This window comes from Streptococcus sp. Marseille-P7376 (assembly GCF_902460385.1).
Classification (GTDB): domain Bacteria; phylum Bacillota; class Bacilli; order Lactobacillales; family Streptococcaceae; genus Streptococcus; species Streptococcus sinensis.
Window position 1 is genome coordinate 1 of the sequence record NZ_CABPTS010000040.1, and the last position, 5,317, is coordinate 5,317.

A 5,317-nucleotide genomic window follows, 5' to 3' on the forward strand; every position below is an offset into this window, starting at 1 on the left:
AAAATTTGTCTGTGGCCTTTTTCCATACGAAACTATACTTGTTGGCGTTGGCTTCAATCTTAGTGCCATCAATAAACAGACAATCTAAAGTCACTAACTCTTCCATTTTCAAACGAAGATTGAGGTCAATGAAAAGCTCACGAATGAGCTCTTCCATCCCCGCAGCGACTCGAAAGCGATTGATGGTGCGGTAGCTGACAACCAACTGTCCTGTTAGGTATTGCATGGCGATATTTTCAATCATCATTTTTTCGATTTTTCGTCCAGAGAAAATTCCTTGTGAGTAGGCAAATAGTAGAGTAGCTAAAAGCATTTTAGGGTGATAAGACGGGCGACCAAAGTTATGATAGAAAGCGTGGAAGTGACGTTCCTCCAAGGTATTCACCACTTTTTCAATGGTAAAGACAATATGGTCTTGTGGTAAAATGCAAGCAAGTTCTAGTGGTAAAGTCGTTTGATTTGTGTTATAGTGAATGTGCATGGAATAGCCTTTCTAAATGGTTTTTTGAGCAATTCTATTTTAGCAAGACTATCGCAACCATGCAAAAAGCAACGGCAAATCCGTTGCTTTTTTTGTAGCAAAGGGACTATTGTCCCAGACTCTTTTGGTACACTATTTTCACGATTAGGCGTCAAATTCATAGAGAGCAGTGGACAAGTAGCGTTCTCCGTTATCAGGTGTCAGAGCAAGGACTTTCTTACCAGCTCCTAGTTTTTTCGCGACTTCAATGGCTGCAAAAATAGCTGCAGCAGATGAAATTCCCACTAAGAAGCCTTCCTGACTGCCAATATAGCGTCCGAATTCCAGTGCTTGATCAGAAGTTACGCGGACAATACCGTTGTAGGCTGCTGTATCCAAAGTCTCTGGAATGAATCCAGCTGAAATTCCTTGGATTTTGTGGGGGCCTGGTTTTTCTCCAGAAAGGATAGCAGATTCGTCTGCTTCGACCGCATAGACTTGGATGTTTGGGTTCGCTTTTTTTAGAGCATGAGAGACACCAGAGATAGTCCCACCAGTTCCGACACCACCAACAAAGGCATCCAGTCCAGTTTCACCGAAAGCAGCGACAATTTCTGCTCCTGTTGTTCGTTCGTGAACTTCTGGATTGGCTGGGTTGTTAAATTGTAGCGGCAACCAGCCTTGGCGCTCTTGGGCGATTTCTTCTGCCTTGGCGATAGCGCCTTTCATTCCTTCGCTACCTGGAGTCAAAACTAGCTCTGCTCCATAGGCTTGGACAATCTTGCGGCGCTCCACACTCATGGTTTCTGGCATGACAATGACAACCTTGTAGCCTTTAGCTGCCCCAACCCATGAAAGACCAATACCAGTATTTCCGCTGGTTGCTTCCACAATAGTGTCGCCAGGCTTGATAAGGCCATCGCGTTCAGCGGCCTCAATCATGCTGAGAGCAATCCGGTCTTTGACAGAAGAGCCAGGGTTGAAGGCTTCTAACTTGACGTAAACCTCAGCAGCTCCTTCAGGAACGATATTATTTAGTTTAACAATTGGCGTTCTTCCAACTAATTCCGTGATATTTTGATAAATGTTTGCCATTTTTCATACCTCAAATACTTTAATGAAACTAGTATAAGGCGAAAGTGGCACTTTGTAAAATATAAAAAAGCTATGGCCACGATAAAAATTTTTTATCACAAAGCCTAGCTTTTTAAATTATTCAACTGTTAAGGGAATTTCAACCTCGCGAAAACCTTGATCGTCAATTTGGATTTTGCCATTGAAAAATTCGACTAATTTCTGAACTAGTGTTTCTTTTTCCTGCTTGTCGATATAGATGGTTGTGGCAACTAGATCTGTGAATTCTGTGTCGAATTCGATCAAATCTTCAGCTTTTAAAAAGTTATCGAAGTTTTGGTACTGGCTGTAAGACATTTTGAGGTGCAGGCCTGCCTGTTCTTTGATTTCGATCAGGCCAATTTCTTTAATTGCCAAAGCGACGATGCCTGCATAAGCCCGAATGAGTCCGCCAGCTCCTAGCTTGATCCCGCCAAAATAGCGCGTGACCACAAAGCAGACATTGGTCACCTGGTGGTTTTCCATGACACCGAGCATGGGGACGCCTGCTGTACCGCTAGGTTCCCCGTCGTCACTGGTTCGTTTGATTTCACTTTTCTCTCCGACAATAAAAGCAGAGCAATTATGAGTGGCTTTATAGTGCTCTTTTTTGATGGCAGCAATAAAATCTCTAGCTTCCTCTTCTAAGTAAACGCGCTTTGCATGGCAAATGAAACGGGATTTTTTAATTTCTTCTTGGGCTTGGCCATCTTGTCTAATTGTTCTATATTCCATAGTTTTATTGTACACAAAAAATTGGATTTTTCCAAAAGTTTTACGAATAAAAAAGTATGTTAGAAAGAAAAGATTGCCTAGGTAGGATATTTACAAAAGATCAGCTTAGCCCAGAGTTGCAATTGCAAGCTCAGCAGCTTCCCGGTATGCGAGAGGAAAGGAGGAAATTATTTTGCGGACGCTGTGGCACTCAAGTGGACAAAGAGCATCATCAGCTGCCAGTCAATGCCTACTATTGTAGGGAATGTGTGATTTTGGGGCGAGTCCGGAGTGACCAGGAACTCTACTATTTTCCGCAGGAAGACTTTCCAGAAAATCAGGTACTCAAGTGGCAGGGGAAATTAACAGCCTTTCAAGAGAAAGTTTCTCAGGGACTGTTAGAGTCAGTTGCTCAAAAGCAGAATAGCCTTGTCCATGCGGTGACTGGTGCGGGCAAAACGGAGATGATTTATCAGGTGATTGCAGAGGTGGTTGATCGCGGAGGTGCCGTTTGCCTAGCCAGTCCTCGGATCGATGTCTGTTTAGAGCTTTATCGCCGTCTCAAGCTGGATTTTGTCTGCCCGATTTCGCTTTTGCATGGCGAATCCGAGCCCTATTTTCGGAGTCCCTTGGTCATTGCTACTACCCATCAGCTTCTTAAATTTTATCGAGCCTTTGATTTGCTGATTGTGGACGAGGTGGATGCTTTTCCTTATGTGGACAATCCTGTGCTTTACCATGCCGTGGAGCAGTCAGTCAAGGAGAAAGGAACCACCATCTTTTTAACTGCCACTTCGACGGATGAGCTGGATAAAAAAGTTAAAAAAGGAGAATTAAAACGACTTAGTCTTCCTCGGCGCTTCCATGGCAATCCTTTGATTGTGCCCCAAAAAGTTTGGCTGGCAGATTTTCAAAAATATTTAGCGAAAAAGAAATTGCCGCCTAAGCTGAAAAAATATATCGAGAGACAGAGAAAAACAGGCTTTCCTTTGCTAATCTTTGCCTCAGAAATCAAAAGAGGTCAGGAATTTGCGCAAGTTTTGGAGGAGATCTTTCCAGCGGAAAGAGTCGGTTTTGTGGCTTCAACAACTGAAAATCGTTTAGAAATCGTTGAAGAGTTTCGGAAGCGAGAAATTACCATTTTGGTCACAACGACCATCTTAGAGCGTGGCGTGACCTTTCCTTGTGTAGATGTCTTTGTTTTGGAGGCCAACCATCGTCTCTTTAGTCGTAGCGCTCTCGTTCAAATTTCTGGTCGAGTGGGACGCAGTATGGAGCGACCAACGGGAGATTTATTCTTCTTTCACGATGGGATTACCAGTTCCATCGAAAAAGCGATTCATGAAATCAAACTGATGAACAAGGAGGCTGGCCTATGAGAAATTGCCTGTTATGCAACCAAGCAGTCGAAGAAAATAGGACCTTTTCTTCCTTGATTTTATTACAAAAAGAACAGAATACAATTTGTAACCATTGTCGAGCAGGATTTGAAGCGATTTCCTCTATTCATTGCCCCCGCTGCTGGAAGGAGGGAGAGGCGGAAGTCTGCTCGGATTGTCGAACCTGGGAAGCGCAAGGCTATTTAGTTCAGCATCAGGCCTGTTTTCTTTACAATGATTTGATGAAGGATTTCTTCAGCAAATATAAGTTTCAAGGAGATTATCTTCTAAGATATGTTTTTGCGGAAGTTCTCAAAAAAAGTCTCAGAAACTTCAAAAAATATACTCTGGTTCCTATTCCGGTCAGCCCTGAAAAATACCAAAGTCGAGGTTTTAATCAGGTAGAAGGCTTCTTGCAAGCTGCTGGTTTGCCTTATCAACATTTGCTTGAAAAGCAGGATGTGCTTGCTCAATCCAGTAAAAATCGCCAAGAACGTTTAAAAAGCCAGCAATGTTTTAGATTGGCAAAAGATGTCCTTCTGCCAGAAAAAATTCTACTGATAGACGATGTGTACACGACTGGAAAAACCTTGCAATTGGCTCGAGAATTATTGCTGGAAGCAGGTGTGAAAGAAGTTTTGACATTTTCACTCGCAAGATAAGAAAATATTTGCAAAAAAGGAATGAAAGCGTTATAATGATATTGTAAATAAAACATTTATGTTTAGAAAGAAGGTACTTATATGCTTAAATATAGTATCCGTGGTGAAAACCTAGAAGTAACTGATGCTCTCCGTGACTACGTAGTTTCTAAACTTGAGAAGATTGAGAAGTATTTCCAAGCAGAGCAAGAACTTGATGCACGTGTCAACCTGAAGGTTTATCGCGAAAAAACGGCAAAAGTCGAAGTAACCATTCCTCTTGGTTCCATTACCCTTCGGGCAGAAGATGTTTCACAAGATATGTACGGTTCTATTGACTTAGTTGTTGATAAAATTGAACGTCAGATTCGTAAGAATAAGACAAGAATTGAAAAGAAAAATCGTAACAAAGTTGCAACTAGTCAGCTTTTCACGGACGCTTTAGTGGAAGAAGCTGATGAATCATCTTCAAAAGTGGTGCGCTCTAAACATATTGATCTAAAACCAATGGATGTAGAAGAAGCTATCTTGCAGATGGATTTGTTGGGGCATGATTTCTTCATTTATACCGACGTGGAAGACAATACAACGAATGTTATCTATCGTCGAGAAGATGGAGATATCGGTTTATTAGAAGTAAAATAAGTCATACAAGGCCGTCCGATTTGGATGGCTTTTTATCTGATAAATTGTAAAATATAGAAAATAAATATACTGGTTTTTATTAAGAAACTATCGCTGGAGTTTGATAGTTAGAAAAAAATCGTTTACAGAGAATACTAGATTAGTAGTCTCTTGAAAGTTGTTTTCCACGTTTTTAACGCCCTTACAACGATATTCTAAGGTGGAATGAAAAAATCACAAAAAAAGCAAAAAAAATGAGAAAAAAGTATTGACAAGAATTAGTTGAGGTGATATACTGATATAGTTGTCGCTTGCGAGGGCGACAAAGACCTTTGAAAACTGAACAAGACGAACCAATGTGCAGGGCACTACAACTGAAGTTGTAG

Annotated in this window: 6 protein-coding genes and 1 pseudogene; 4 read left to right on the plus strand and 3 right to left on the minus strand. The window is 41.4% G+C overall.

Annotated features, from left to right (window positions below):
• The coding region (locus FZ952_RS11330; RefSeq protein ID WP_148881734.1) for a transposase at window positions 1–481 on the minus strand (481 nt) is incomplete at its 3' end.
• Between FZ952_RS11330 and FZ952_RS11875 the strand changes: the two are divergent.
• Window positions 442–629: pseudogene (locus FZ952_RS11875) on the plus strand (hypothetical protein). The gene FZ952_RS11330 and the pseudogene FZ952_RS11875 sit on opposite strands and share 40 nt — an antisense overlap.
• Here FZ952_RS11875 and cysK read toward each other — a convergent pair.
• Both cysK and FZ952_RS11345 read right to left on the minus strand, forming a co-directional pair.
• The gene (cysK, locus tag FZ952_RS11340; RefSeq protein WP_148881735.1) at window positions 626–1,555 is read right to left on the minus strand and encodes a cysteine synthase A; all 930 of its coding nucleotides are present in this window, start codon (window positions 1,553–1,555) and stop codon (window positions 626–628) included. The pseudogene FZ952_RS11875 and the gene cysK sit on opposite strands and share 4 nt — an antisense overlap.
• 117 nt (window positions 1,556–1,672) lie before the next feature.
• Window positions 1,673–2,308, minus strand: coding sequence for a YigZ family protein (locus tag FZ952_RS11345; protein WP_148881736.1), 636 nt, complete (start codon window positions 2,306–2,308; stop codon window positions 1,673–1,675).
• A gap of 56 nt (window positions 2,309–2,364) precedes the next feature.
• Here FZ952_RS11345 and FZ952_RS11350 point away from each other — a divergent pair, with 56 nt between their 5' ends.
• The 3 genes from FZ952_RS11350 (at window position 2,365) to hpf (ending at window position 4,952) form a co-directional block, all read left to right on the plus strand.
• The gene (locus tag FZ952_RS11350) at window positions 2,365–3,666 is read left to right on the plus strand and encodes a DEAD/DEAH box helicase (protein WP_148881737.1); all 1,302 of its coding nucleotides are present in this window, start codon (window positions 2,365–2,367) and stop codon (window positions 3,664–3,666) included.
• Window positions 3,663–4,328: a ComF family protein gene (locus FZ952_RS11355; RefSeq protein ID WP_148881738.1), complete on the plus strand. Its 666-nt coding sequence runs from the start codon at window positions 3,663–3,665 to the stop codon at window positions 4,326–4,328. The genes FZ952_RS11350 and FZ952_RS11355 overlap by 4 nt, the downstream gene beginning before the upstream one ends.
• A gap of 81 nt (window positions 4,329–4,409) precedes the next feature.
• The gene (hpf, locus tag FZ952_RS11360) at window positions 4,410–4,952 is read left to right on the plus strand and encodes a ribosome hibernation-promoting factor, HPF/YfiA family (RefSeq protein WP_148881739.1); all 543 of its coding nucleotides are present in this window, start codon (window positions 4,410–4,412) and stop codon (window positions 4,950–4,952) included.
• The last annotated feature ends 365 nt before the right edge of the window (window positions 4,953–5,317 follow it).